Below are 25,679 nucleotides of genomic sequence, written 5' to 3' on the forward strand. Positions count from 1 at the left end.
GCCTCCCTAGCCTACTGGCTGTCCTTGTCCCTTGGCATAGAAGGAGCGGATGACCGCTGCCGAACGTTTGCCATACATGCAATAATCATCGTTGCGGGAAGCGTCTTTCGTATTGTACAGCTGAGCTGGCCAATCCCACAGCATATAGCCGAGCATCCAATCGCGTTTAGCACAAGCAGCGAACATCGCTTCATAATAACGCTCCTGCTCGATTTCAGACGGTGCGCCTGGAAGCGACCAGTCATTTGGCTTTGCAGCCGAGCCTTCGCGGCTCGGACAGCCTGCCTCCATAAAGAAAAACGGCTTATTCCACTTTGCAATGCCCGCCTCTATGCGATCAAGCTGCTCATCGAATTGGTCAATCGGGTAATAGCCGCTGGACGAAATAATATCGACCGCATCCCACCAGCCCACTCGCTCTTCCTGATATTTATCGCAGTTGTAAGTAATAGGTCCGCTGTAAAGCGTCCGCACCAAGGCAATTAAATCGCGCCATTCCTGCTCGCGCTTGTCCGTCTGTACCATTTCACAGCCGATGCAGAACATTTCGCAGCCCTCTTCCTCGGCTATCGCTGCATAATAGGCAATGAATTTCCCGTAGGAAGCGAACCACTCGCCCCAGCTCGGCTCTCCTGGCGTATCCTGATCGAAAAAGCCGATATGCGCCCGCCATGTGCCATTCCCCACATTGACTACCGGCTTGAGGCATACTATAATGCCGTGGCTTTTCGCCTCACGTATCGCCCAGCGGATTTCCTCATCACTTACTGTCGGCTCGCTCCAATAGGGAATTTCCGTCGATTGCGGCGTTTCTTGAACCGCTGCGAACGCAATGGCCGTCCAGTTTACGTTCAGCTTGGCCATTTCGGCGATGGAGGCCGCCGCCGCAGGTCCTGCCCACGTACCGCGAACTCCCGTCCAGCCCCATGTCATTCCAAAAACCTGCTCATTCCACTGCTGCAAGTATGTTTCCCCCTTCAATTCACAATCCATATTTGGTTTGTAATCTGATTATTTGACTGCACCGCTCGTTACACCGGCAAAAATAAACTTTTGCATCGAGAGGAAAATCGCCACCGTCGGGATGAAAATAATTAAAATGCCTGCGGAAATGACGTTCAACTGGGCGGCATTCGGCCCGACGAAGGCATAAATAGCCGTCGATACAACCTTTAGCTTCTGACTTGGCATATACAGATAAGGCGTGTAAAAGTCATTGTAAATCGAGATCGTCTTCAAAATAACGAGCGTCGCTGTTGCTGGCCCGAGCAGCGGGAAAATAATCGATCGATAAATTTTAAACAGCGATGCGCCTTCCATCATTGCGCTTTCATCCAAATCACGCGGAATGCTGTTGACGAATTGCAGATAGATGACGATTTGCAGCACGTCGGCTCCCAAATAAAGAATGATTGGCGCACCCATCGTGTTGTAAAGCGAGAAATATTTAATGACGCTAAATGTAGCGACCTGCGTCGTTACCATAGGAATGACCTGGGCAACGAGGTACATGCCCATAATCCCTTTTTTCAGCTTAAAATCAAACCGGCCCAGCGCGTACGCCACCATCGTACCGAACATAATGTTGCCCGCTACAGCGATGACCAGAATGATCGCAATATTACGGAAGCCGAGTCCGAGCTTGCCGATGTCGAACACCTTTTGAAAATTATCAAAGTTCAAGAAGTTTGCCGGCAAAGCAAGACCGGATTGATAATACTCGATCTGTGTCTTAAACGCCCCAGTCACAATCGAGTAAAGCGGGAATAAGACGACGAACAGCGCGATAACCAGCGTCACATATTTGAAAATCGTAAATAATGGTGAACCTTCTCTACTCTGTCCCATCGTCTATTCCCCTCCTTTGAACAAAAACTTGCGCTGAATAACGATAAACAGCAGGACCATCATAAGCAGGACAACTGCCATCGCCGAGGCAAGGCCGAAGTTTTGATATTTGAATGCCGTATCCACCGTCTTGATGACGAAGGTTGACGTATCGTTCGCACCTAGCAGCATGACATAAGGAATATCGAAAGCCTCGAGCGCCCCTGTCAGCGTTAAAATAAGCATAAGCTCCAGCACTTTGCGAATGCTTGGCAGCGTTATAAATCTAAACTTCTGCCAGCCTGATGCGCCATCGATCGAGCCCGCTTCATACAAATCGTCAGGAATCGACTGCAAGGCGCCGATGAAAATAACCATATTAAGCCCCATATACTTCCACATAGAAATAAAGGCAAGCGAGAAGTTGACCAAATGCTTATCGCCCAGCCAGCTTTGCTGCCACGATTCAAGTCCAATCGCTCCGAGCAGCGTATTTAGTGAGCCGTATTCCACATGGTAAACGTTTTTGAACATAATGACCGTTGCTACGCTGTGCAGCACATATGGCAAAAACAGAATGACTCGAAACCCATTTCGTCCCCGCAGCTTGCTCGTCAATATGACGGCAAAATAAAGCGAGAAGACAACTTGAATTAAACCCCCGATGAAATAATAAGCATTGTTTTTAAGCGCCCCGAATACTTCGGGCTTTGTAAAAATCTCCTTGTAGTTGTCAAGGCCAATAAAATTCATGTCCCAGCCAAGACCGCTCCAATCCGTCAAGCTGTAATACAGCAAAGATACGGCCGGGTAATACGAGAAGGTCAGCGACAGAAGCACGGGAATTGTCAAAAACCCGAACAAAATTAAATATCGCTGCGTTTTGTAAGAGAACTGATGCATAAGGCCACCCTCGCTTTCTTTTAATGAACACCGTTGTTAGCGTTTTCATCATTATAGGAGAAGCTGGCCCCGATTATAATGGTCTTTGTTATGTTTTATTGTCTTCAATTTGGATAACGGGAACCTAACTTTCTTCACCTAACTTTATCGCGATATTCCTTTGGTGTTAGGCCAGCCATTTTTTTAAATACTTTAGTGAAATAAGCGGGATCAGCATACCCTACCCGTTCGCCGACCATATACGTTTTGAGCCCCTGCTCCTGGCGCAGCAGCTGTTTTGCCGCCTCAATCCGCACAGAAATCATATAGTCGGTAATCGTCTCGCCTGTCTCCGTCTTGAACAGCTTGCTTAAATAGCTTGGCGTCAAATATACTATATCCGCGAGTCGCTGCAGCTCAAGCTCCTCGGTAAAATGCTGCTGGATATACGATTTCACTTTATCTATGGCTCTATTATCTGAACGCGCGCTGCCCAGCAAAGCGCAAATTTCCTCCATTCCAGCCCGCAGCCCCTGGGCGAAGGCTTCCCAGTTTTCGCTTGCTTCAGGATCTATCGGCATATTCACCTGTCCATATTCAAGCTGGACGCTGCGTTTTTTCAGCTCCTCGGCAACGTGAGCGCTAATGCCAAAGCAGGCCTCCTGCAGCTCCTTCCAGCAAATGCGCTGGGCAGCAGCCTCTTGCAGCCACCCTTCAAATTTCGCCTGCGCCAAAGCAAAATCATTCATTTGCAGCGCCGGCAGCAGCTCCTTGCTCACGATATGCGTCAAACGCAGCAAATGATCGACAGGCGCGACACGACTAACAGCGCCGGAGGACCAGCGCGGCTCCGGATTATACCAAGCATGCTGATAGGCGGAAAAAGCTTCGCTATAGGCATGCGTTAGCCAACTGCTGCCGCGGAAAATGCTGCTAAAGCCTATTTTGGCACGCGTAAAGGCAGGAAGTCGCTGCAGCAGCGTAACGGACAGCTCCCTGACGGTTTCGGCATGGTCGGAATCGTGAATGGAGATAAGGATAACCCTTTTGCCGCCTTCACCAGTAATAATGATTCTTTCGCGAAGCCAGTCGGCCATGAATCGCTCCAGCTGAATTTCGTTTAGCTCTGGGGCAGTCGTTAATAACAGCACCGCATAGTGATGCAGAAACAGCGGCAGTTGATCAATCGTTCCACACACGTCCTCCACGACATAGGAAGGCAGCTGCTTCTCATCGGCATAAAGCAGCAGGCTAATTAAATCGCCCGACTCAAGGCGACTGCGGCCGCGCTCCTGCTTAACCTTGCTGTTCACCTTGGCAAGCAGGCGAATCAGCTCCTCAAGGTTGACTGGCTTTAGCAAATAATCCTCTGCACCCTGACGCAGCGATTCCCTGGCATATTCAAAATCATTAAAACCGCTCAGCACAGCAAATTTAATATTTTTACCGAGCCGCTTCACTTTGGCAATGAGCTGGAGCCCGGTCATCTGTGGCATTTTAATATCAGTCAGCACAAAATCGGGATGAATATGATCGAGTTGGTCCAGCAGCTCCTGCCCGCTGCCATAGGCGCCAATAATCCGGTATTCCTCGCCTGCCTGCTCAATCAGCTTGCATAACCCCAGTCTAATTCGTTCCTCGTCGTCTACGACTACTATATCCATCGTTGCCACTCCTTCCTTTTCCCCGCGTATTTCATTCCTGTATTCATTCCTGATCCAGCGGCATCCGAATCGTTACCCGCGTGCCCTTCCCCAGCTCGCTGTCAATCGTTAAGCCGTAGCTGGCGCCAAAACGCAGCTTCAAGCGCTCATGCACATTGCGCAGGCCAATGCCTCTTCCGCTTGGACCCGGCAGCTCGGCAGCAGACAAGGCATTGCGTACCTGAAGCAGCTGCGCTTCATCCATGCCGCAGCCGTCATCGGCAACGGTAAACCATTGCTCTTTGCCAACGATTCGCCAGCCTATGCTAATGAGCATCGTCTCGCTCTCGCGTGAATTCTCATACGCGTGGTTGACTGAATTTTCAACAATAGGCTGAAACTGTAGCTTCATAACCCGTATGCTGGAGGCCGTTTCTCCCTCAGGCAGCTCCAATTGGTACCGATCACCGAAGCGGTCGTTGATCAACCGCATATACATGCGCAAATGCTCAAATTCCTGACTCGCCGTCACCATTTCATCACCGGCATGAATGCTGTACCTGAGCTGCTGCCCTAAAAGCTGAACCATCTCGGCTGCCTCTGGATCATCGTTCAGCACAGCGGTCATCCGAATCGACTCCAGCGTGTTGTATATAAAATGAGGATTAATCTGGCGCTGCAAGCTCTCCAGCTCAATCTGGTTTTTACGCTGCTCAATGCGGTAAATATTTTCAATCAACAGCTGGATTCTCGCCATCATGCGGTTAAAGGCATTCCCTAGCATGCCGACCTCATCACGGCGACGTACCGGAAAGGCAACATCGAGATTACCAGCCTGCACCTGCTTCATCAGCTTCACCATTTCGCGCAGCGGCTTCGTCAGCGCAAAAATCAGCACAAACGATATAAGCAGAGCCAGCGTCATAATGGCAATCGCTGCCGCCCCCGTGTAATTACGGGTCTGAATCGCCTCGGCCTCCACCTGCTCCTTCGGAATGAGAATGAGCGTGAGCCAGCCAGATTCCTCGGATTTACGGTAAATCACCAGCTGCTCCTTGCCATTTTTATCGACGATGTAGCTGCCGTTTTGCCCTTCTGCCTGCTGAAGCAGTGCATCGCTGGATAAATTTTCAGCAAGAAAGGCCTGCTCGCTATCGTAAATAACGGTACCCGCCTCATCCAAAATGAGCGTTGTGCCTCTCGTCGTCTCATCCAAATCATTAACAACGTTCTCAATGACCTCAATGCTGGCATCAACCGCAATCATGCCTATCGAGTGGTAGGTGCTGTCAATAATATTGCGTACAATCGTGAACACATACCGTTTGCGATTGGCATCCCCGCTGACCTCCTGTGTGCTGATCAGTACGGGCTTGCCATTTGCAGCAGCAGCGGTTTCATGCCAGCGGTTATAGAACTCCGGTAGATTGGCGCGGACTCCTCCACTTTTCATCACATAATAGGGGTTGCCATACGCATCAAACAAATAGACGCTGCTGGCCCCTTCCTTAATATTGTTCATAAAATAAATACTGCTTTCGATTTTGCGCTGAATTTGCACCTTCATCTGCATGTTTTTAACGTAATACTGGTCCAGATCGCCGCCTGTCTCGGCCTCCACCTGCGAATAATATCGATTTGAGAGCTTAAGGCCCTCCTGAATTTCACCGAGATAGGAAGGTATGATTGATATTTTTTTCATATCCTTCGTGTAGTCGTCGAGCTTGCTGACCATTTTGTCAGAAATTTCCGCTGCATAGGTAACCGTGTTTTTCTCGATCGTATTCGTGTAACGCAGCGATGAAATATACGTCAGCCCACCAACCGGAATAACGATCAGCAGCACGAACACAATAAACAGCTTCGCTTCCATGCGGGTTGCGGGGAAAATCGTCCAGCGCCGCAGCCAAAATTTTGAGTCTCCCATAGCTTTCGCCCCTTAAGCTTGCGTCATGGAGCTGGAAGTCGATTCACGCATGACAAAATCGCCTGACAGCAAAATTTTCTCTTGTGGGCTACCGGGATGCTCCAGCCGGCGCAGCAGCATTTCGACGGCGCGGCGTCCAAAAGCCTCCTTCTGCACATCGACGGTGCTGAGAGTAGGCTTTGACCAAGCCGCATCCTCAATATTGTCAAAGCCGACAACGGAGCATTCTCCTGGAACGGCAACATTTAATTTAGCAAGCACCGTCATCATGCATATCGCAATGGAATCATTTGCACAAATGAAGGCAGTCGGCAGCGCTGCTTCCTCCACCATTTTTTTCACAATCAGCTCCAGCGCCTCTGTTATTTCCGAGCGGTTATTCCCTTCAAACGTCAATAGTGCCGATTCCTGCGCTTGTACAAGCCCATGCTCCTCCAGCATGGAGCTATACCCGAGAAAACGGTCTAGAAAGCTGCGCGAAAAGTGGGTGTTGCCAACAAATTGCAGCTTGCGATGACCACAGCCAATCAAATAATTAGTCACGCGGCGCATGCACTCCATATTGTTCATAAAAAGCGTATCCGATGGAATGAGCGGATCTTCATGATCCACCAGCACGAAAGGAATGCCTAAACTGCGGATTTCCAGCAGCATTTGCGAGGAAATTAGGCCGACGCCGATAATGCCGCGAATGCTGCTCGGGTTAATAAACTGCGCGAAATGATTTTTAAACTGCTCGGTAATCATCATCGTGCCAATTTCCCGCTCTTCCAGCTCCATCGTAATACCATCCATAATTTTGCCCCAGAAAAAAGAGTCTCTCGTCTGGTATCTCACATTCGGCACAAGCAAAATCACCGTATCGCGAGTTTGACGCTCGCTTGCTTTATCCCCGCTTAAGCTCGCGGAAGGAGCTTTGAGCTTCTGTCCGGCAAAATAGCCGAGCTGCGTGGCGACACTGACAATTTTCTCTCGCGTCTCCGCACTAACTCCCGGCTTACCTGAAAGCGCTTTAGAAACAGCGAATTTTGAAACATTTAAATAGTCAGCAATTTGCTGCATCGTCACTTTATTAGCCATAGCTGCACATCCTTTCATTAAAATAAGGTATCTAGTTAGTTTTGTTAGGTTTCTTAAAACTTTTATAAGCTAACATTAGCATATGAATAAACTTATGAAAAGCTTGTTTGGAAAATAAAAAAAGACCCGCTTCAGCAGCGAATCTTTCTACAGATTATAAATGGTAAATTCGGACTCTCAGCAGATATCTATTATATATAGAAGAAACACGTCGTGCGCTGGTCTAATTGCTAGCTTATTGGTATAAGCATTTTTAAGGATGAGATGGCGAAGCAATACTGCCATTAAAAAGTCGCTTGGTGGCTGCTGTTCAGCTTCTGCTCAATCCACTGCTGGCTTTGCTGGGTAAACAGCAGCCTCCCTTTTTTTACGACGAATAGTTTCTCGTCTTTAAGTATTTTCATAATCCGATTCACGCTCCGAACCGCCACGCCAAGCTGGCGCGCAATTTCCTCACGGGTGGCGATGAGCTCATACACCGGCTTTTCCTGAAAATCAGCATGACGCAATGCCTCATAAAAATAAGCAAGCAGCTTCTGCTGCATCGAATAAAAGCTGTTTTCTAGCGTTTTTCTCCCCTGCTGGAACAGCTTGTTCGCTAGCTGGTCATTCAACCGGCGCAAAAAAGCGGGACTGTTGATGACCCATTTTTTGAAGCGCTGCTTGTCGATGGCAAGCAGCGTAGACTCGCGTGTCGTCTCCACCTGATTAATAAACGGCATACTCAGGCTAATCTCGATATCGCCGATGACGTCTCCTGGCAGCAGCATAGCTAGCCGGAACATTTTTCCGTCGGACAGCTTTCGTTCTACGGCAAGTTCGCCAGCAATCAAAATATACACATAAACCATGTCTCCGCCTTGATCGCATACCGTCTCGCCCGGATGAAAGTAACGCACCTCCCAGCAATTCTGCACCTGCTCCGGAAGCTCGTCAAACATTTCCTTCAGCCAGCCATGTCCCTGAATAATCCGCTCAATGGATTCTGTACGCAATATGGCACCCTCTTTGCTATCGCTCGTCCTCAGTTACTCTAATGTAAACCTATTTTACTCTTTTAAAAAGGACATAAGTCCGTTTTGGCAAAGTTTTTGCGGCCGTCATACACTTTGATACCGATTGCCGCGATCCACATAGCAATAAGACAGCAAAAAAGCCGCGAATTATCGCAGCTTTGGCTTTCTAAAACATTTCAGACGTAGGTTGAAGCTGGCTAGTTCAGCGCGTCCAAAATGCGGTCGCATAAATCCATTGTGCCAATATTGTCGCGTCCGCTCGAATTCGGCGTCAACTTCTGCTTGCTGCAAGCGATGAAATGGGCCATTTCACCGATAAAGCCGCGTGCGTAAAGGTCGCCTAAGCATCCGGACATCGTGGAAGCTGGCGGTGTCAGCACCGTTGTTTCCTCGGATAGCGTCTGAAACGACGAGGAGCCGGGCAAAGGCGATTTGTGGATCGACAGCTTTTTGGAATCTTCGGCTGCGACATGGCCATTATCAAAAGTGACCAGCACGCTTTCACTTTCGCTCGACCAAGCAGTCATGCCAGCAAAATAGACGCTGCCGGAAATGCCGTTCTCAAATTTCAAGGAAAACGACTGGGAAATATTTTCGCCCAAATTGTTGTTAAAGCCTGCAACCTGCGCCACTTCGCCAAACAAGCCGCGCATAAGATCGACGAGATGGATTGCAGCCAGCTTCAGGAATTGCTCCTCCGTTTTGCTAAAGCCTGTACTATCGCAGGCAAAACGAATTTGGAACGAGCGTGCGGCTCCAAGCTCGCCCGACTCAATCAGCTCTTTGAGCTTCAAGTATACGGGGGCATAACGCTTCATAAAGCCAACCATCAGCACAACACCGGCCTCCTCAGCTGCTTCCGCAATGGCTGCCGCTTCCTCGGCAGTCCAGCCGAGCGGTTTGTCGACAAATACATGTTTACCAGCTTTAATGCAGTCCATGACGATTTGCGTTTGATCGCCTGGCTGGGCTACCACAACAACACCGTCGCACTTTTCCTTTTGCAGCATTTGCATATAGTCGTCATACGGCGTGCCGCTGCTGCCGAAGCGGGTCAATGCCGCTTGCGAACGATCAAGGCTGCGGGTGGAGACCGCTACAATCTCAGCTCCTGCTTCTACTGCGGACGGAAAAATATTTGTGGAGGCATGAAAGCCTGCACCGATAAAACAAAGTTTTGCTTGGCTCATCTCTTATCGCTCCTGTTCATCATATCGACAACGACATTAGCATATTTCCATGCTCTGATACAAGCCAATAGTGAAAATAAATTATTTTTTTGTACTATATTGACTTAAAAATCAGAGTTCAGTATGATTGCTTCTTAGAACGAGTGCAACGGAATGCGATAATGAGAAAGGATGAATAATAAATGTTAGATTTAGGGTTATTAATTATTCGATTAGTTATTGGACTCCTTATGATTGGCCATGGCTGCAAGAAGCTGTTCGGCTGGTTTGGCGGCGAAGGCATCCAGGGTGCGGCTGGCTTTTTTGAAGCGATTGGCCTTCGTCCCGGAGCAGCGATGGTCGTATGCGCTGGACTTGCCGAGCTGATCGGAGGTCTATTATTTGCTTCGGGTCTATCGGTAGTTGCGGGGGCTATATTGCTGATTTTGACGATGATAGTTGCCATCATTAAAGTTCACGGCAGCAAAGGGCTCTGGTCAGTTAACGGAGGTTTTGAGTACAATTTAGTGATGATTGCTTCGCTGCTTGGTGTTGCACTTGCTGGTGGAGGCGCTTTTTCATTAATGTAAAATAGTTCAAATTATAAATGATTATATTCATCGCCCACTTCCCTGTACATATAGAGAAGCGGGCGATTTTCTTTTGGATGGAAATCAAAAATAAAATTTAACTTTATCATTTAAAAAAGTGAATTAACGGGGATTTTGTCGTTAAAGATATACCTATAAGGACAAGTGGACACATGGAAGTCACAGCCGCCTGTTACATTGTTATCCTGTAAGTAAAAAAGATTTCATTCATCAAGGGGCTGATTGACATGAATAAAAACTGGCTGCCCTCCCTCTGTACGCTATTGAATTTGGGAGCGGGGACCTTGTCCTTACTTTTTACGATAAAAGGCGAGTATAAGCTTGCGCTCGCTATGGTGATGACGGCAGCTTTATGGGATGTACTCGATGGTCTGCTTGCCAGATGGCTTCATTGTACGAGTGACTTCGGCAAACAGCTGGACTCGCTGGCTGATCTGGTCTCCTTCGGAATTGCACCTGTATTTCTGGTTCTGCTGTACAAGCTGGAAGATTCTTTGTGGCTAGGACCGATTGCCGCTGTACTATTTTTAGCTTGCGGCGCGCTGCGTCTGGCAAGATTCAATATAAAGGGCCAAGTGAAAGGTTTTGTTGGTCTGCCGATTACTGCGGCTGGGGTCATTTTGGCACTTGCTCCTATTTTAAATAGTCAAATGAAGCCTGCTGCCGCTCTCGCCTTAATGGGTCTGCTCTCTATCTTAATGGTCAGCCGAATCCCATTTCCCGCTTTCAAAAAAGACTACGCAAGGAAGTGAGACGGTTATGACTTTTGCTATAGAAATGATTTCTCAGTATGGTTATTACGCCGTCTTTGGACTGCTCGCTCTCGGCATTATTGGGCTTCCGGTTCCAGACGAATTATTAATGTTATTCATCGGCTATTTATCCTCGATTATGGTGTTGAATTATTCGGTTTCTTTGCTAGTCAGCTTCATGGGGGCCATAACGGGCATGCTTTTAAGCTACACCCTAGGCAAAACATTCGGACAGCCTTTAATCGACAAGCATGGCAAGTGGGTCGGCCTCACAACAAAGCGTTTTGAAAAGGTAAAGGGCTGGTTTGCCCGTTTTGGCCTATGGACGTTGTTTTTCGGCTATTTCATTCCCGGTGTAAGGAGCATGACCAGCTACATTTCTGGCATTACATCCATGCCTTTCCGCAAATATTTGCTCATTATGAGCCTCGGCTCCCTTACATGGGTGCTTATCTTTGTTACAATCGGCTATTTTCTCGGCGCCAGCATTAAATTTTAAATCAAAATTAAATTTCAATTTAAAATAAATGAAACCAATAAGCCCCAGAAGAAGAGCGTTCTCTTCGGATGGGGCTTTTCGGCTGCTGAAAAAATAACGGTTGACCTTCACGCGCCGTTAAGGTGTACGATAAATTTGTCAGGAGGTGAGCATATGGAATACACCATTCAGAAGCTAGGTTATTTGGCTGGCGTAAGTACGAGAACACTGCGTTATTACGATGAAATCGGAATATTGAAGCCAGCTCGCATCAACTCTTCGGGGTACCGGATTTATGGGCAGCACGAGGTTGATCTCCTCCAGCAAATTTTATTTTACAAGGAGCTTGGCGTCAGCTTGGAGGAAATTAAAGCGATGATTACGTCGCCTGATTTTGACGTTCATGCGGCCTTGCGGGAGCATCGCAGCAAGCTGCTGGAGCGCAGGCAGCAGCTTGATCTGCTCATTGCCAATCTTGATCAAACATTATTGCAGAAGGAAGGAAAACAAACGATGAAGGATAAGGAAAAGTTTGCAGGCTTCAAGCAGCAAATGCTGGATGATAATGAAGCAAAATACGGCAAAGAAATCAGGGCAAAATATGGAGAGGAAGCTGTCAACCGTTCAAACCATGCCATTAAAAATATGACGGAAGCACAGTATGCTGAAGTAGAAAAGCTCGGCGAAGAGGTGTTGACGACGCTGGCGTTAGCCTTCTTGACTGGTGATCCTGCTGGCGAGCTGGCACAGAAAGCAGCTGATTTGCACAAGCAATGGCTGAGCTTTTACTGGGGCAGTTACTCGAAGGAAGCACATGCCGGCGTTGCCCAAATGTACGTTGCTGATGAGCGCTTCACTGCCTATTACGATAAGAAGCAGCCCGGTTCTGCTGCATTTTTACGCGATGCGGTGCTCGTTTACACAGGGACATCCTCTTAATCCACAAAAAAAGGACGGCATCCAGGCTATTAAGCCATTGTGCCGTCCTTTCGTCCGTTCGCTCTTTCCACTTTCCTTTTTGTCCGCTATACGCTCTCGTTAGCGTTCAGCTCTTTAGCTGCAACTTGCCGGGAAAGCAACTCCACTAGCTGTGCGATGGACATCCCCTGCTGCTCATTCACGCCGCGTCTGCGAACCGAAACCGTCCCTTCGCTCGCCTCCTGATCCCCGATTACGAGTGTATAAGGCACCTTCGCCAGCTGCGCCTCCCGAATTTTGTAGCCAAGCTTTTCGCTGCGAGCATCGACTTGCACACGAAGGCCTGCTTTCAGAAGCTGTTGCTTGACTTGCATGGCATAATCCAAATGCACGCTTGAAACAGGCAGCAGCTTCACTTGAACGGGCGCCAGCCACAGCGGAAATGCGCCGCTGAAATGCTCTGTCAAAATGCCCATGAAACGGTCAATGGAGCCATATACAGCGCGATGGATGACGACAGGACGATGCTTCCCGCCATCCTCGCCGATGTAAGTCAAATCAAACTTTTCAGGCATTTGAAAATCAAGCTGAATGGTTCCGCATTGCCAGCTGCGGCCAAGCGCATCGCGAATATGGAAGTCGATTTTCGGTCCATAAAACGCGCCGTCCCCCTCATTAAGCATAAATGGGACATTTTGCTGGACCAGCACATTTTTGAGTGCTTCCTCTGCTTGATCCCACAATTGTGCAGAGCCCATGGAATCGGCCGGTCTTGTGGACAGCTCCACCCGATATGTGAAGCCAAAGATCGAATAAATATGATCAATGAGCGCCATTACTTTGGCGATTTCCTCCTCGATTTGATCGGGTCTGACGAATAAATGCGCATCATCCTGACAAAACGTCCGCACCCGCATCATGCCATTTAGCGCTCCTGAAAACTCATGGCGATGCACCTGTCCATACTCGGCAAGGCGGATCGGCAAATCCCTGTAGGAGCGAAGCTCATTTTTGAATACGAGCATATGTCCCGGGCAATTCATCGGTTTGAGGGCAAATACCGCATCATCGACATTTGTAAAATACATATTGTCTTTGTAGTGCTCCCAATGACCGGACTGTTCCCATAGCCGATTGTTGAGCATTAGCGGTGTACGAACCTCATCATAGGCGCGCTCGCGATGCAGCCCGCGTTCCAGCTCTTCCAGCTCGTTGCGTATAATCATGCCATTTGGCAAATAAAACGGCATGCCGGGCGCTTCCTCCGAAAACATGAACAGGCCCAGCTCCTTGCCCAGCTTGCGGTGATCGCGCTTTTTCGCTTCTTCAAGCATGTGGAGATGCTCCTCCAGCTGCTTGTTTTTCGGAAAGGCTGTTCCGTAAATGCGCTGCAGCACTTGGTTATTCGAATCGCCACGCCAGTAGGCGCCCGCTGTGTGCAGCAGCTTGAACGCCTTAAGCCAGCCTGTTGCGGGCAAATGCGGCCCACGGCATAAATCAATAAATTCGCCTTGTTCATAAAGCGAAATAACGGCATTTGCCGGCAAAGCTTGAATCAGCTCAACTTTAAGCGGCTCCTCTAGCTGTGCAAATAGCTGCAGCGCTTCCTCCCGGCTGACGACACGGCGGATGATTGGCAGATTTTGCTCCGCGATCCGGGCCATCTCCTGCTCAATGACGGCGAGCTGTTCATTCGGCAGCGGGCTTGCAATGGCAATATCGTAGTAAAAACCGTCGCCTATGACAGGGCCAATTCCGAGCTGGACTTCTTGCTTGCCATACAGCCGCTTCAAGGCCTGCGCCAAAAGATGCGCTGTACTGTGGCGGTAAATTTCCAGCCCCTCCGGACTGTCCAAAATAATAATTTCCACGTCGCTATCTGCCTCAATGGAACGGCTTAAATCAACGGCCTCGCCATTGATTTTGCCAGCGATAGCCTTTTTTCGCAGCCCTGGGCTGATCGCTTCCGCCAATTGTTCAATTGTTATGCCGGCCGGGCACCTTCTGATTGCGCCATCCGGCAGCTTGATTTGAATGTGATTTAGATATTCGCTCTGTTTTTCCATCGTTTGTGCCTCCACCTCTGCTCATTTAAAATATAAGAATTTATAAGTTTTGCACTTATAAATAGGCTTATATTTCTCGGAATGAAACGCGCTGCGCCGCCAAAGGACGGCGGTAGCCGTTTCACCTTAGGAACGCAAAAAAAACGCCTCTATCCCGGAAAGGGACGAGTGCGTTCAGCTCGTGGTTCCACCCTTATTCGACCTAATCGCCAGTCTGCCGCAGCCCTTGCTGCAGCACCCTGAATAAAAGGCCCTTATTGGTATCCGTTATCGCGGATAAAGCGGTGAAGCTTACTTTCGCACAAGGGAGCGGGTTCAGCAGCACGGCTGCAAAGGGGTAAAACCATATCCGGTATCCGAAGAAGCTTGCAGCAATCGCTTCTCTCTCTGGGCGGTCCGGAATTGGAATCATGTCTTTGGTCAATGCCGATTATGAAGATGTAGGTATTATATTACGACTGCCGCATTTAAAAAGTCAAGCAGAAAAATGTTTTTCAGTAATGGGCTGTACGGCATTGACTTTATTTTTCCCGGAAAGCAATGTTAGGCCCATGATGAGCACAATCGCGGCAACAGCGACAAAAGGAAGGTGTTTATCCACCTGATATAAGGTCGTGCTCAGGATAGGAGCGATCACAGCGGACAAGCCCTGCACCGATGCAATCATACCCGCGACGCCTCCCTGCTGCTCTGGCGCAACAGCAAGGGAAGCTCCCGCCATAAAGCCCGGCATCATCAATCCCGCACCGATCCCGAAGATAAAGAAGGCCGTATAAAAACCGATGAAGCTCATAGCAAATAGAAAAATAGTCATACTGACAAGCACAAGCAAAGCGCCAGCAAGGATGAGCGGCTTTGGCTGCCATTTCGAATTTTTCATCTGCAGCCCTTGGGTAATAATCATCGCGACTCCACTAAATATAAGGCCAAGCGATACCATGCGGGCGGTTTCCTGCGTCGACAAAGCGAGCTGATCCTGAAAATAAAAGCCGCCAATGACTTGCAAAGTGACGATGCTCAGCATCGTGGCAAGTCCAGCAAACAAATAGAGACGAAGCCCTTTGTCGAACGGATTAACTTTGGGCGGCTTCGCTCGAATGACAGGTTTATGAGCCGGTATTAACAAGAGGACGACAACAAATGCAATGAGTGGCAGCGCGGCACCGATATATAGCGGCCACATCAGTCCGATCAGGACAAAAATCCCCGCAATCGCTGGTCCGAGCACCAGACCCAGCCCATTGGCAGCCCCAATTAAGGCCATTCCAGCAGAACGTCCCTTTTCATCGGTTACATCCGCCATATAGGCTTGGGCCGACGAAGGTACGGCTGGGATAAATAGACCGACCATCGCGCGCGCCACAATCAGCAGCACAACTAGCAGCGTTCCGTTTATCCATTTTGAAAGCCCGGCATACATAACGAGCGTGAACAGAATATAGCTGACAAACATGCCTAAAAATCCGATTAAAATGACAGGCTTACGCCCTAACAGATCGCTTCTTCTCCCCCATACCGGGGCCATCACAGCCATGGCAATAGAGCCTAAGGAAATAATTAGGCCTGAATGTGTCTCGCTTAGCCCCAATTCGCGGATAAGCGGCGGCATGACAGGAGCTATGATCATTAATCCGACCATGGCCACAAAAACACTAAAAAATATGCTAAATCTTATTCGTACCACTTTCACCACTTCTCCCTTTGCAGCTGTTTTTTTAGTGCTGCTCTGTTTAAAGCGTAATCCATTGTGAAAACGGCGGCTACCTTAAAACGGATTCTAAATACCGCTAAACGGATTTTTATTCGATCCATTAATCAAGATAAATTTTAAAAATTATAGTTTATCAACTTGCAATAAGGAGATTTTTTTCGTTGTAAAGGTGCCTTGCAAACTGGTTTCGCTTATGATGTTTAGCTGCAGCAAGCTCGATACCTTTGATGGATCCACTTTGGATACGAGGCGCCAGGCATCAGGCTCTGGAAGGGCTGCAAGCAGCTTCGTCTCATCATATTCCCGCCTCTCCTGTGCGACAATTTTTACTTTATAGCGCCCTACAGTCAACTCAGCTGCTTCCTGCTCCGCACAATAAGCTAATATTTCTGTTCGCAAGCCGGCGAGCTCCTGCTCCGTTTCCTTCTGCTTCTGCTTGAGCTGGTAATATTTCTTCACCTTCTCGAACATATCATCACGCTCCTTCTACTCCCTATTTATATGCATTAGACACGCTGCTCCATGTCTTGCATAATCTGCTTTTAAGCGCCTTGCCTCATGTTTCCGAAGCAAATTGGCAAAGATAGGTTTGACAGATGCTGTCATCGAGGCATATTATTTATATATGAGCACTTATTCATACATTGCTACGAAAGAGGGCTGAACCATGGTTGAATATCGTGTAAAAGGTCTTACCTGCGGCCATTGCGCCCATACGATGGAAACAGAAATTCAAAAATTGACGTTTGGCGAAGATGCCAAGCTCAGCTATAATTCGGGCAAGCTGCTCGTCAATGAACAAATTTCGATGCAGAAGGTTGAGCAAATTTTGAAGTCAGAAGGCGCTTATTTAGAAAAGCTTTCTGCTCCCGCTGTCGCTAAAGGCTCAGCCCCTAGCGCCGATCCTCATGGTCATTCGAATCATGACCACGCTTGCCAGGACGGTCATTGCCACGGGCATGATGCCCATTCGCATAGCGACCATGGGTATGAACATAGCCATGAAGGCGGAAACTCCCGTATGCTGAAGCTGCTGATTGCATCCGGTGTGATCTATGGGGGAGCGCTGCTGCTGGAGCAAACACTGAGCGCTCCACTGTTAATTGCCCTATATTTGGCAGCTATTGCGATCAGCGGTTTTACGACCTTCTGGCGCGGACTGCGCAATCTGTTCAAGCTAAAATTCAATATTGATACACTCATGACAATTGCGCTTGTTGGCGCCATTGCCATCGGTGAATGGAAGGAAGCAACGCTCGTCGCCGTGTTGTTCGGTGTCAATGAATGGCTGGAAGGCTATGGCATGGAGAAGGCACGACGGTCAATGGAGATGCTGCTGCAAGTAGCGCCGAAGGAAGCGACCAAGCTTATGGATGGCAAGGAGCTTGTTATTCCCATTACCTCGCTAAAGGCGCAAGACATCGTACGCGTCAAGCCGGGCGAGAAAATCCCTTCGGATGGTGCCGTCACGGAAGGGAAAAGCTCGGTTAATGAAGCTGCCCTTACTGGTGAATCGCTTCCCGTTGACAAAGCGGTCGGGGATGCCGTATTTGGCGGCAGCATCAACAATGAAGGTGTACTGGTCATCCGGATTGATAAAGCCTATGAAGATTCCTCGCTAGCGAAGATTTTGCATTTGGTAGAAGAAGCTCAGGAAACAAAGACGCCAACCGAGCTGTTTATTAATAAATTCGCCAAATATTATACACCGCTTATTATGGCGATTGCTTTGCTTGTTGCCCTGCTCCCTCCTCTACTGCTTCAAGGGGATTGGACGAAATGGCTTTATCAAGGCCTTTCTGTGCTTATTGTCGGCTGCCCATGCGCCCTCATTCTTTCTTCGCCAATCGCCATCGTTTCGGGCATTACGCGCAATGCGCGCAACGGCATTTTGATTAAAGGCGGCGTATATTTGGAGCAGCTTGGAAAAATCGATACGATTGCCTTTGATAAAACAGGCACTTTAACCAAAGGAGAGCCGCATGTCGTAAAGGCAGAGGTTTATGTGGAGACACTTTTCTATAAGGTAGCCGGCGCGATGGAACGCTCCTCCTCCCATCCGCTCGCCAAAGCGGTTATGAAGGCCGTGCAAGACACTGGGGTCAGCTTGCCTGAGCCAGAGGAAATGATAAATGTTGCCGGCCGTGGAATGGAAGCTGTCATAAATGGCGAACGCTACTGGCTCGGAAATGAAAAGAGCATCGCGCATTTAACCTTCCCGGGTCAGGTGAGCCAAAATATTGAACAAATGAAGGCAGCCGGCCTCACGCTCGTTATTGTTGCCGATGCTGAGCAAGTACTTGGCTTGTTCGGAATTGCGGATGAAATTCGTGAGGAAAGCCACGCAGTCATCGCTGCACTTCATCAGCAGGGCATTAAACGCACCGTCATGCTGACGGGCGATCACCAAAAAACAGCCGAAAAAGTGGCTTCGGCCGTTGGAGTCTCTTCTTTCTACGCAGGTCTGCTCCCGGAAGATAAAGTAGCACGTATTAAAGAGCTTGCGGAAAGCGGCCAAGTCGCCATGATCGGTGACGGTATCAATGATGCCCCAGCCCTCGCATCTGCCCAGCTTGGCATTGCCATGGGCAAGGGCACAGACAGCGCCATTGAAACGGCGGACATTGTGCTCATGCAGGATCATTTGGGCAAGCTGCCCGAGGCTATTTCTGTTGCCAAACAGGTAAACCGGGTCATTCGCTTTAACATTGCGGTTTCACTTGGGCTTAAGGTGCTGGCACTGCTGCTGACCATACCAGGCTGGCTCACGCTATGGATCGCCATTTTATCCGATATGGGCGCCACCATTTTTGTCACCTTGGTCAGCTTGACGATTCTTATTCCGCTGCGCAAAGCTTATGGACCGGTTTTAAATCGGAGCAAGCCGATAAAGTAGGGACGAGATTAAGTTGTTGATTGCTGGGCCATAAAAAAGCAGAGGAACGGGCTCGTGATGCCAGCTCCTCTGCTTTTGTTAATAAAAATGATTAGCCCGCTTTACTTCCTCCACAATACCCGCAATGCCCTCATCGATTTGCCCCTCGCTTGCCCGGGAGATGCTGATTCGCAAAAACTTTTCCCGCTCCAGATATTCTGGCAAATAGAAGCCTTTCCCGTCAACAGCCCGAATATGTCTGCCCGATAGCCGTTCCATCAGCTGCTCCATATTGACGGTAATAGGCAGTTTATATTGGGTATAGATGCCCGAGCTCACACCCGAAGCTTGAATAAGCCCTGCTCCGTTATGCCGCTCTAGCGCTTCGTTCAGCGCCAGCATTCGTGAGGTGTACAGGCTGCTTATGGCGTGCTTATGGCGTTCATACATCCCATTTTTAATATAAATGTCCAGAGCCGCTTGTGAGAGGAATGACGTATCACCGTATTTTTTATAGCGGTAGAATGTTTCAATGAGCTGCTCCGGCAATACAGCAGCCCCTAGACGCAAGCCGGGAAAAATAATTTTCGAGAAGCTTTTCAAATAAACGATATGCTCCGTCAAATCATAGCTATAAATCGGATCAAAGCCCCGTTCCACACCTAAATCTGCCATATAATCGTCCTCGACAATGTAGACATCATATTTTTTCGCCAATGCAGCTATTGCTTTCCGTTCCTCGGTGGTATAAGAGGTGCCAAGCGGATTATGATAACGCGACATTGTGTAGAAAAATTTAATATCCCCGCCCTTAAATATCCGCTCCAGCTCCTGTAAGCTGATTCCTGCTGCGGTGCGGGCTATAACAGCTGTCGGCAGCTGCTCAAATTCCAGAAACCGCAAATAAAGATTGTACGTGGGCTGTTCGACAAGAATGGTGTGCTTGCCATTTGGGAACGGCATTTTCGCCAATATTTCCAGCGCCTGCTGAGCACCTGATGTCACGAAAATCCGCTCGGTTTTCGCAAACACCTGGTCATTTGCCAAATGGCGGACGAGCGTTTCCCGAAGCTCTGCCATTCCTTGAGGATCGCCATATGTAAACAGATGATATTTGTACGTATCAATAGCTTTATTCAAGCAATGCTGAAAGTCCAAATACGGAAACACAAACAAATCAGGTGATGCCGATGAAAAATCAATGCCCTCCCCTTGAATGCTGTCTTCACTTTGCTCGCTTCCGCTGCCATCCTTGTCCACGACATAATAGCCGCTCTGCGGGATGGAATAGATGGCATGACGCTTTTCCAGCTCCGCATATGCACGGGTAATTGTATTTGTACTGCAGTCGTACAGCTCCGCAGCTTTGCGAACGGACACCAGCTTGCTGCCTGGACGATAATGCCCATCACGAATTTTCTGTTCCATGTCGGACAAAATCGCAAAATACTTTTTCATTATGCCCCTCCCTACTCCTGCTGCCTTCACTCTCCCATTATTATACTGCAAATCGCCAAACTGTGTTGATACAGTTCTCGAAATCAGCTATCGTGCGGGACTGCCAAATGCTTTATCTTTAATTTAACAAGATGAGACGTTCGCGAACACGACCTCGCCTAAGCCAAGGAAGGAAGTTATACCTATGAAAGAAAAAAGTATTAAGCTCGCCTATATATTCGCTGTATTAAATGCCGTCATTATCGGTTTCTCCTTTTTATTTGCCAAGCTTTCGCTCGGAAGCGCCCAGCCGCTGGATACGCTCACGTTCCGGTTTGCTTTTTCGTTCCTCATCATGACGATCCCTGTAGCACTGGGCATGATTAAGCTGAATTATCGCGGCAAGCCCCTAGTTAAAGCGTTTCTGCTGGCAGCGATGTATCCGCTCGGTTTTTTCACCCTTCAGGCTTTTGGCCTGCTGCATGCAAGCTCCGCTGAAGGCGGCATTTTATATGCCTTTACGCCTGTTGTTACAATGATAATCGCGGCCATTTTCCTGAAAGAAACGACAACCCTGCTGCAAAAGCTATCCATTTTCCTCTCGGTATTTGGTGTTGTGTTCATTTTCTTGATGAAGGGCAGCAGCATCGATTTATCTAATATGCTCGGTATTTTCCTGCTGTTTCTGACCTGCTTCGCTTTTGCCGGCTATAGCGTACTGGCACGCTCGCTTTCCAAGCATTTTAGCCCGGCAGAACTGACATATTTGATGCTCGGGATTGGTTTTGCTGTTTTTCTCACGATATCGCTGGTACAGCACATGGGTTCGGGGACGATGGGCAGCTTCCTTACGCCGCTGCGCAGCGGGTCCTTCCTGCTATCCATCTTCTATCTAGGAGTCATCTCCTCGCTCATCACTTCTCTGACGTCCAATTACATTTTAGGGCGAATAGAGGCATCGAAAATGAGTGTATTTACCAATTTATCGACGATTGTATCTATGGCAGGAGGTGCCCTTTTCCTCGGTGAAGAGCTGACGATGTATCATGTGATCGGTTCCCTATTCATTATTGCGGGGGTAGTCGGCACTAATCTGCTGGGCCGTAAGCGTAAACGGCTGTTGCCGTCCTATGGCAGCGAGGCTACCGTTTCGAAATAGTTTATGGCATTAACTAATTACTTTATAACGTTAAATAATAATGCTTATACTCTGTATCTTGCAAATAGCCATTTCGTTCATAAAGGCGCTGAGCCTGCACATTCGAAACCAAGGATTAACCGGGTTGCAATTTTCATCTGCGGTAAATTTTTTCATGATGAAACACCCCAATTATTAGATTTTTATGTCTAATAATTGGGGTGCAGTTCATTTACGGTCAGTTCATTTCATTTACTTTGATTCTATTGCAAGTTTACCATCGTACAGCAACTTAAAGTATTTATAGCCTGCTACGCCAACAATAACAAAAAATACAAATTGTTTTATAATTATAGGAATATTGATTGCTTCGGAGAAAATCCATACGATCAACACTACGGTAAAAATAATCTCGTAAAGGCCGATTTTGAATCTCATTTCTGGTCTGATCATCCTTATTTTAAGTACTAAAGATATACTGCCAATGAATGCGAGTATAAGCCAGAAATAATAGGCGTCTTTGTTGAGAGAATAGCCGAATAGTGGACCATATAATAATCCGAACGAAACGATTGAAAATTTTTGTAATTTCCGTTCAGTATCCTTCAACTTACTATAATCTCGCGTCATATTACCATGTTCCTTGTGATAGATTTGGAAAGATTCCATTCCAAGAGATTCCGAAATAAACTCCACTTTGACTATTATATTTTGATTGTATAATCAGGTAACAAAGATTAGCCATTCCACCATATCCAGCTATTGTTAAAACTGTAGTGAGAATAGGGCCAGCAGGACCTAATATTACAGAAATACCTTCCAATGCAATAATAAACGCTGGAACACCAATACTTGCTGCTACAAACAGATACTGTTGGATGTCGTTTTGATTAAAATAGATTTTCCAGTCACTTACGTGAAGATTTGGTGAAACAGTTGAATCAGAAGCCATTGCGAGGGCACTTCCACTTACAGGAGTTTTCGACAGTACATTTTTTTGATTTGCATCACTAACTAACCTTCTTAATAAAGAAACATATTCATCAGTTAACCCATATGCTGATTTCAAGTATTCGGTATTGTCATGTAGTATAATTATTTTACCATCTTTTTCGGAGAATTCTTTTGCTACTCCGCTTTTCGTGTACGTATCGAGGAAGTCTTTGGTTTTTTGATCAAAAGTAGCATAATAATTGCCGGTGTTTGTTTGCTGGGTGATTGGTGCGATGGTTTTCGCAACATTACTTTCTGAAGAAAATCCGGTTAAAGGAAAACTCGACATTAATAATGTAGCTGATGTAAGCATAACGATAGATTTTTTTAGCTTCATCTTTTAATTTTTTCCTCATTTTATATTTGGGATTATTATCACACCATCATACCAAATAAAAGAAAAAATAGCAAATTTTGAGATTTGGCGAGTTAACTTGTTGTTCGATCTCACCACCCACGAAGATTTGAATCCCAAAACACTAAAGGAGTACGCAAGCTACTTGAAACCTTTTATCGGTTGGTTTGAGACAGCCGACCATTAACCGACGGCTTATTACCCTGAAACGTTTTTTCGAGTGAGCCGTGTTGGAATCCAGGATTCGCAGCGGTCAGCTTACGGTTCGTTCTGGAAAACGGAATAAACATCTTTACGCCATGTGATTCAAAAATACATGAAATCGGCTCGCCTAGAAGGATTGAGCACCCACGATCTACGGCACCGGTTCGAGTATGCGATGGCAGAAAACACCACGTTGCACCGCTTGGCACAAATTATGGGACACGATAGTCTGGACACAACGATAATTTACGTCAAGGCGCCTCGTGCGGAACTGCAAGCGGAGTTAGAAAAATAGCGGGCATGCAGCGAAGTTCTCGCTAGCACGCCCGCTATTTCCTTAAAAGCCGCTCAAGCCTTGGCTGCTGAGATTATTTTTCACAAGTTGAGCCAGCTTCTGGGCACCCGCATAGTTGGGATGCAGCGAATCTCCTGTCATGTACAGGTTCAAAGTTGCTGCTGGGCCGATGGAGGTGAAATACGCCGAGCTAAGCACATTGAGATCAACGAGCTTCACATTTTCTTCGATAGCAAGCGCCATTGTTGCTGCTCTGTACCATCTGCCCGTTGAGTTGTGGACATTGCTCGCATTAAAATCAGTTGCCCGGCCTTGTGGCGTGGAAAGGACGACGGTCGCTCCCTTCGCCTTGACCTGGGTAACCATATCGCGCATAATCTCCTTGAACTGCGCTTCGGTCGTTGCATTTTTTGCGGTAGTATCGTTAATGCCGAACTGGAGAATGAAATAATCGCCCGGTTTAATATATTTCAAAATCGCTTCCAGCTGTCCATCATCCCGGAACCCTCTCGCGAATTGTCCACCTGTCGCCATATTCCGTACCTGAAACGTGCTGCTGTTAACATATTGCTTCAACATTTGTCCCCAGCCGCCCTGTATGCTGCTTGCCAAAGGATAGTAGTTCGCGACCGTAGAATCGCCGCCAATATAAATCGTCCGCTTCGTAACCGGATTATTTGAAATTTTCGTAATTTCCAGTGAGCTGAGCGTAAAGACTGTGCCGACCTTGCCTTCTGTTACCAGAATATTAAGCTGCCCATCGGTAATTGGAATTTGAAAAGAGTCCGTTGCATGGTTGCCTGTCATATTCATAATTTGATAAACGCCTTCTGCGGCCACGCTTGCTCTCGACGTATTACCAAGCATGACCTTCACTTCGTAGAGGCCGTTCGACAAATTTACATTAAACGTATTTGTGCTTTTCGTACCGAATGTAAGGAAGCGTACCGCATCACTGCCTACGCCCGTTCCGGAAGCGGTTACATTTTGCATATTGGCTGGTGTATTGAAGCCGTAGCCCGTCGAAGCCGAAAAGCCGAGCGTAGCAGAGACGCCAATGTAGCCGGAGGCCACACCACTATTGCCGAAATCAAATTTATAATTGTCCGCTGCACTAACCTTCTCCCCTTGCCCCAAGCTTATCCCGCCAAGCAGCAAAGTAAAAGCCAAGCACATTAAAAAAGCCTTTGACCATCGTTTCTTTGTCACTTCACTTCCTCCTCTTTAATAGGTTGTCCCATATAGATACGCTGTAATGAAAGCGTATTCAAAAATGGGTCACAAGGAGACTTTACCATAAATACCCTTCTTTTTCTACATGATTACAAAAAAAAATAATATTCCCTTCTCCTTGCGTGACAAAAAGCCCGCTAGTGCGAGCTTCCTGTCCATTTTCGCTTAACGGCTTTTGACAAGCAATTCTACTGCTTCCTGTACCAGCTTGCCCGGATCTCTTCCTGCTTCCTGTTCTTCCATGATGCATTTTTGCAAGTTTTCCGCGACGATTTGGGCAAGCGCCTTATCCGACGCATTGCGGACAGCGGAGATTTGGCTGACGACATCTTTGCATGGCTTTCCTTCCTCCATCAGGCGGAGCACTCCCCTAACCTGTCCCTCTATTCGGCGCAGCCGCTTTTTTATCTCATCTGTGTATTCATAATCCATAACATACCCTCCGTTCATTCCTATATCTGTACAGGTATTATAAAGCAATCGGGAGCTTAAATCATCCTCTATATAAACAAATTGACCTTGGCTTCTGCTGCGTCGCCCAAATAAGCGGCTACGCCTGCATATTCCAAGCCATCCATTAGCTCCTGCTCTTGCAGACCAAGAAGCTCCATCGTCATCGTGCAGGCGACGAGCTTGACGCCTTGCTCTTGGGCAAGCTCAATAAGCTGAGGCAGCGAGAGCGCATTATGCTTTTTCAACAAATGCTGAATGATCTTTGGCCCCAATCCGGCAAAATTCATTTTCGAAAGCCCTAATCGCTTGGAGCCGCGGGGCATCATCCATCCAAACGCTTTTTCCAAAAAGCCCTTATTGGTTTGAATGTACTCCTCTTTACGAAGCGTATTAAGCCCCCAGAAGGTGAAAAAAATCGTTACCTCATGCTCATAAGCCGCTGCCCCATTCGCAATAATAAACGCAGCTATCGCTTTATCCAACTCGCCGCTAAACAATACAATCGTCGTTTTCTCTGCCATCGGTTTTAACGTCCACTCCTTTTCAATTGCCGCTATATACTAATACCCCTATAGGTATATAAAAAACAAAAAAATATAGCCTTCTTAGTCCTTTA

24 protein-coding genes are annotated in these 25,679 nt (G+C 47.6%); 7 read left to right on the forward strand and 17 right to left on the reverse strand.

Going from position 1 to position 25,679, the window contains the following annotated elements:
- Positions 1-6: 6 nt before the first annotated feature.
- The 8 genes from ACSR9A_RS04050 to ACSR9A_RS04085 all read right to left on the reverse strand — a co-directional run bounded on the left by ACSR9A_RS04050 (position 7) and on the right by ACSR9A_RS04085 (position 9,565).
- Complete coding sequence (locus tag ACSR9A_RS04050; protein WP_473755872.1) at positions 7-933, reverse strand: glycoside hydrolase family 113; 927 nt, start codon at positions 931-933, stop codon at positions 7-9.
- Between the two features lie 78 nt (positions 934-1,011).
- On the reverse strand, positions 1,012-1,848 hold the full coding sequence (locus tag ACSR9A_RS04055) for a carbohydrate ABC transporter permease (protein WP_341277728.1): 837 nt from the start codon (positions 1,846-1,848) through the stop codon (positions 1,012-1,014).
- A 3-nt stretch (positions 1,849-1,851) separates the two neighbouring features.
- Entirely contained in the window at positions 1,852-2,730 is an 879-nt protein-coding gene (locus ACSR9A_RS04060; RefSeq protein ID WP_473755794.1) for a carbohydrate ABC transporter permease, read from the reverse strand.
- 134 nt (positions 2,731-2,864) lie between these two features.
- Positions 2,865-4,373 (reverse strand): response regulator transcription factor, encoded by a 1,509-nt coding sequence (locus ACSR9A_RS04065; protein ID WP_473755795.1) that lies wholly within the window; start codon positions 4,371-4,373, stop codon positions 2,865-2,867.
- A gap of 43 nt (positions 4,374-4,416) precedes the next feature.
- Positions 4,417-6,279, reverse strand: a complete 1,863-nt coding sequence (locus tag ACSR9A_RS04070) for a sensor histidine kinase (RefSeq protein ID WP_473755797.1) — start codon at positions 6,277-6,279, stop codon at positions 4,417-4,419.
- Positions 6,280-6,291: 12 nt separating this feature from the next.
- Positions 6,292-7,359, reverse strand: coding sequence for a LacI family DNA-binding transcriptional regulator (locus ACSR9A_RS04075; protein ID WP_473755798.1), 1,068 nt, complete (start codon positions 7,357-7,359; stop codon positions 6,292-6,294).
- A gap of 284 nt (positions 7,360-7,643) precedes the next feature.
- Positions 7,644-8,354 (reverse strand): Crp/Fnr family transcriptional regulator, encoded by a 711-nt coding sequence (locus tag ACSR9A_RS04080; RefSeq protein ID WP_473755799.1) that lies wholly within the window; start codon positions 8,352-8,354, stop codon positions 7,644-7,646.
- Between the two features lie 218 nt (positions 8,355-8,572).
- Positions 8,573-9,565, reverse strand: coding sequence for a Gfo/Idh/MocA family protein (locus ACSR9A_RS04085; RefSeq protein WP_473755800.1), 993 nt, complete (start codon positions 9,563-9,565; stop codon positions 8,573-8,575).
- 182 nt (positions 9,566-9,747) lie between these two features.
- Between ACSR9A_RS04085 and ACSR9A_RS04090 the strand changes: the two genes are divergently transcribed.
- The 4 genes from ACSR9A_RS04090 (at position 9,748) to ACSR9A_RS04105 (ending at position 12,324) form a co-directional block, all read left to right on the forward strand.
- A complete protein-coding gene (locus tag ACSR9A_RS04090) occupies positions 9,748-10,134 on the forward strand; it encodes a DoxX family protein (protein WP_473755801.1) in 387 nt (128 codons plus the stop codon).
- A gap of 248 nt (positions 10,135-10,382) precedes the next feature.
- On the forward strand, positions 10,383-10,907 hold the full coding sequence (gene pssA, locus ACSR9A_RS04095) for a CDP-diacylglycerol--serine O-phosphatidyltransferase (RefSeq protein ID WP_473755803.1): 525 nt from the start codon (positions 10,383-10,385) through the stop codon (positions 10,905-10,907).
- Between the two features lie 7 nt (positions 10,908-10,914).
- Positions 10,915-11,406 carry a DedA family protein gene (locus ACSR9A_RS04100; RefSeq protein ID WP_473755804.1) on the forward strand — a complete coding sequence of 164 codons (492 nt, stop codon included), beginning with the start codon at positions 10,915-10,917 and terminating at the stop codon, positions 11,404-11,406.
- A gap of 153 nt (positions 11,407-11,559) precedes the next feature.
- Positions 11,560-12,324, forward strand: a complete 765-nt coding sequence (locus tag ACSR9A_RS04105; protein WP_473755805.1) for a MerR family transcriptional regulator — start codon at positions 11,560-11,562, stop codon at positions 12,322-12,324.
- An 86-nt stretch (positions 12,325-12,410) separates the two neighbouring features.
- Here ACSR9A_RS04105 and thrS read toward each other — a convergent pair whose 3' ends face one another.
- The 4 genes from thrS to ACSR9A_RS04125 all read right to left on the reverse strand — a co-directional run bounded on the left by thrS (position 12,411) and on the right by ACSR9A_RS04125 (position 16,551).
- Entirely contained in the window at positions 12,411-14,369 is a 1,959-nt protein-coding gene (gene thrS, locus ACSR9A_RS04110) for a threonine--tRNA ligase (RefSeq protein WP_473755806.1), read from the reverse strand.
- 202 nt (positions 14,370-14,571) lie between these two features.
- Positions 14,572-14,781 carry a hypothetical protein gene (locus tag ACSR9A_RS04115; protein ID WP_341277740.1) on the reverse strand — a complete coding sequence of 70 codons (210 nt, stop codon included), beginning with the start codon at positions 14,779-14,781 and terminating at the stop codon, positions 14,572-14,574.
- Positions 14,782-14,844: 63 nt separating this feature from the next.
- Complete coding sequence (locus ACSR9A_RS04120; protein WP_473755807.1) at positions 14,845-16,053, reverse strand: MFS transporter; 1,209 nt, start codon at positions 16,051-16,053, stop codon at positions 14,845-14,847.
- Between the two features lie 150 nt (positions 16,054-16,203).
- Complete coding sequence (locus tag ACSR9A_RS04125; protein ID WP_473755808.1) at positions 16,204-16,551, reverse strand: hypothetical protein; 348 nt, start codon at positions 16,549-16,551, stop codon at positions 16,204-16,206.
- A 196-nt stretch (positions 16,552-16,747) separates the two neighbouring features.
- Between ACSR9A_RS04125 and ACSR9A_RS04130 the strand changes: the two genes are divergently transcribed.
- Positions 16,748-18,976 carry a heavy metal translocating P-type ATPase gene (locus ACSR9A_RS04130; RefSeq protein WP_473755809.1) on the forward strand — a complete coding sequence of 743 codons (2,229 nt, stop codon included), beginning with the start codon at positions 16,748-16,750 and terminating at the stop codon, positions 18,974-18,976.
- A gap of 78 nt (positions 18,977-19,054) precedes the next feature.
- Here the strand turns inward: ACSR9A_RS04130 and ACSR9A_RS04135 are convergent, their stop codons facing one another.
- Entirely contained in the window at positions 19,055-20,413 is a 1,359-nt protein-coding gene (locus tag ACSR9A_RS04135) for an aminotransferase-like domain-containing protein (protein WP_473755810.1), read from the reverse strand.
- Between the two features lie 184 nt (positions 20,414-20,597).
- Here ACSR9A_RS04135 and ACSR9A_RS04140 point away from each other — a divergent pair, with 184 nt between their 5' ends.
- A complete protein-coding gene (locus tag ACSR9A_RS04140; RefSeq protein ID WP_473755811.1) occupies positions 20,598-21,551 on the forward strand; it encodes a DMT family transporter in 954 nt (317 codons plus the stop codon).
- Between the two features lie 610 nt (positions 21,552-22,161).
- On the opposite strand, the gene ACSR9A_RS04145 is transcribed toward ACSR9A_RS04140, so the two are convergent.
- Positions 22,162-22,860: a hypothetical protein gene (locus ACSR9A_RS04145; protein ID WP_473755812.1), complete on the reverse strand. Its 699-nt coding sequence runs from the start codon at positions 22,858-22,860 to the stop codon at positions 22,162-22,164.
- A 319-nt stretch (positions 22,861-23,179) separates the two neighbouring features.
- Here ACSR9A_RS04145 and ACSR9A_RS04150 point away from each other — a divergent pair, with 319 nt between their 5' ends.
- On the forward strand, positions 23,180-23,377 hold the full coding sequence (locus ACSR9A_RS04150) for a tyrosine-type recombinase/integrase (protein WP_473755813.1): 198 nt from the start codon (positions 23,180-23,182) through the stop codon (positions 23,375-23,377).
- A gap of 42 nt (positions 23,378-23,419) precedes the next feature.
- Here ACSR9A_RS04150 and ACSR9A_RS04155 read toward each other — a convergent pair whose 3' ends face one another.
- The 3 genes from ACSR9A_RS04155 to ACSR9A_RS04165 all read right to left on the reverse strand — a co-directional run bounded on the left by ACSR9A_RS04155 (position 23,420) and on the right by ACSR9A_RS04165 (position 25,584).
- On the reverse strand, positions 23,420-24,553 hold the full coding sequence (locus ACSR9A_RS04155) for a rhamnogalacturonan acetylesterase (RefSeq protein ID WP_473755873.1): 1,134 nt from the start codon (positions 24,551-24,553) through the stop codon (positions 23,420-23,422).
- A gap of 222 nt (positions 24,554-24,775) precedes the next feature.
- The gene (locus tag ACSR9A_RS04160) at positions 24,776-25,042 is read right to left on the reverse strand and encodes a metal-sensitive transcriptional regulator (protein WP_473755814.1); all 267 of its coding nucleotides are present in this window, start codon (positions 25,040-25,042) and stop codon (positions 24,776-24,778) included.
- A 68-nt stretch (positions 25,043-25,110) separates the two neighbouring features.
- The gene (locus ACSR9A_RS04165; protein WP_473755816.1) at positions 25,111-25,584 is read right to left on the reverse strand and encodes a DsrE/DsrF/DrsH-like family protein; all 474 of its coding nucleotides are present in this window, start codon (positions 25,582-25,584) and stop codon (positions 25,111-25,113) included.
- Between the last annotated feature and the right edge of the window lie 95 nt (positions 25,585-25,679).

The organism is Paenibacillus sp. R-74696 (genome assembly GCF_055814915.1).

Bases quoted from the DNA above. Each gene is read 5' to 3' on its own strand.
- ACSR9A_RS04050 (WP_473755872.1), bottom strand. From the start codon at position 933: ATGACATGGGGCTGGACGGGAGTTCGCGGTACGTGGGCAGGACCTGCG.
- ACSR9A_RS04055 (WP_341277728.1), bottom strand. From the start codon at position 1,848: ATGGGACAGAGTAGAGAAGGTTCACCATTATTTACGATTTTCAAATAT.
- ACSR9A_RS04060 (WP_473755794.1), bottom strand. From the start codon at position 2,730: ATGCATCAGTTCTCTTACAAAACGCAGCGATATTTAATTTTGTTCGGG.
- ACSR9A_RS04065 (WP_473755795.1), bottom strand. From the start codon at position 4,373: ATGGATATAGTAGTCGTAGACGACGAGGAACGAATTAGACTGGGGTTA.
- ACSR9A_RS04070 (WP_473755797.1), bottom strand. From the start codon at position 6,279: ATGGGAGACTCAAAATTTTGGCTGCGGCGCTGGACGATTTTCCCCGCA.
- ACSR9A_RS04075 (WP_473755798.1), bottom strand. From the start codon at position 7,359: ATGGCTAATAAAGTGACGATGCAGCAAATTGCTGACTATTTAAATGTT.
- ACSR9A_RS04085 (WP_473755800.1), bottom strand. From the start codon at position 9,565: ATGAGCCAAGCAAAACTTTGTTTTATCGGTGCAGGCTTTCATGCCTCC.
- ACSR9A_RS04090 (WP_473755801.1), top strand. From the start codon at position 9,748: ATGTTAGATTTAGGGTTATTAATTATTCGATTAGTTATTGGACTCCTT.
- pssA (WP_473755803.1), top strand. From the start codon at position 10,383: ATGAATAAAAACTGGCTGCCCTCCCTCTGTACGCTATTGAATTTGGGA.
- ACSR9A_RS04100 (WP_473755804.1), top strand. From the start codon at position 10,915: ATGACTTTTGCTATAGAAATGATTTCTCAGTATGGTTATTACGCCGTC.
- ACSR9A_RS04105 (WP_473755805.1), top strand. From the start codon at position 11,560: ATGGAATACACCATTCAGAAGCTAGGTTATTTGGCTGGCGTAAGTACG.
- thrS (WP_473755806.1), bottom strand. From the start codon at position 14,369: ATGGAAAAACAGAGCGAATATCTAAATCACATTCAAATCAAGCTGCCG.
- ACSR9A_RS04115 (WP_341277740.1), bottom strand. From the start codon at position 14,781: ATGATTCCAATTCCGGACCGCCCAGAGAGAGAAGCGATTGCTGCAAGC.
- ACSR9A_RS04125 (WP_473755808.1), bottom strand. From the start codon at position 16,551: ATGTTCGAGAAGGTGAAGAAATATTACCAGCTCAAGCAGAAGCAGAAG.
- ACSR9A_RS04130 (WP_473755809.1), top strand. From the start codon at position 16,748: ATGGTTGAATATCGTGTAAAAGGTCTTACCTGCGGCCATTGCGCCCAT.
- ACSR9A_RS04135 (WP_473755810.1), bottom strand. From the start codon at position 20,413: ATGAAAAAGTATTTTGCGATTTTGTCCGACATGGAACAGAAAATTCGT.
- ACSR9A_RS04140 (WP_473755811.1), top strand. From the start codon at position 20,598: ATGAAAGAAAAAAGTATTAAGCTCGCCTATATATTCGCTGTATTAAAT.
- ACSR9A_RS04145 (WP_473755812.1), bottom strand. From the start codon at position 22,860: ATGAAGCTAAAAAAATCTATCGTTATGCTTACATCAGCTACATTATTA.
- ACSR9A_RS04155 (WP_473755873.1), bottom strand. From the start codon at position 24,553: ATGTGCTTGGCTTTTACTTTGCTGCTTGGCGGGATAAGCTTGGGGCAA.
- ACSR9A_RS04160 (WP_473755814.1), bottom strand. From the start codon at position 25,042: ATGGATTATGAATACACAGATGAGATAAAAAAGCGGCTGCGCCGAATA.
- ACSR9A_RS04165 (WP_473755816.1), bottom strand. From the start codon at position 25,584: ATGGCAGAGAAAACGACGATTGTATTGTTTAGCGGCGAGTTGGATAAA.